Genomic DNA, 401 nt, shown 5'->3' with positions numbered 1-401 from the left:
CGAGGGTGTCCTGGGCGCGCTGGCGGTGATACTTCCGCTCGATCCAAACGACGATGGCGAGTCGCAGCTCCTGCCGGGTCGCCCACCGCTGCTGGTTGAGAACGTTCGTTTGCAGCAGTGACCAGAAGCTCTCCATGGCCGCGTTGTCGCCGGCGGCGCCGACTCGTCCCATCGATCCGACCATGTGGTGACGGCGTAACTCGCGGACCATCGCGCGGCTGCGAAACTGGCTGCCCCTATCGGCGTGATGCAGCCGGCGACCTCACCGCGGCGCGCGACAGCATTTCGGACGGCGTCTACGGCGAGTTTCGCGGTCATCCGGTCGCTGATCGAGTAGCCGACGATGCGGTTGGAGAACACGTCCTTGATCGCGCAGCAGTAGAGCTTGCCTTCGCTCGTCC

Annotated in this window: 1 pseudogene; it reads right to left on the bottom strand. The window is 65.6% G+C overall.

What is annotated here, in order from left to right:
• Positions 1–401 (bottom strand): annotated as a pseudogene (locus tag ACODR5_RS13550) (transposase); the annotation flags it as partial.

The organism is Microbacterium sp. FG3 (assembly GCF_057809335.1).
Note: the sequence above shows the minus strand (reverse complement) of the source record. Positions and strands in the feature narration are given on the sequence as shown.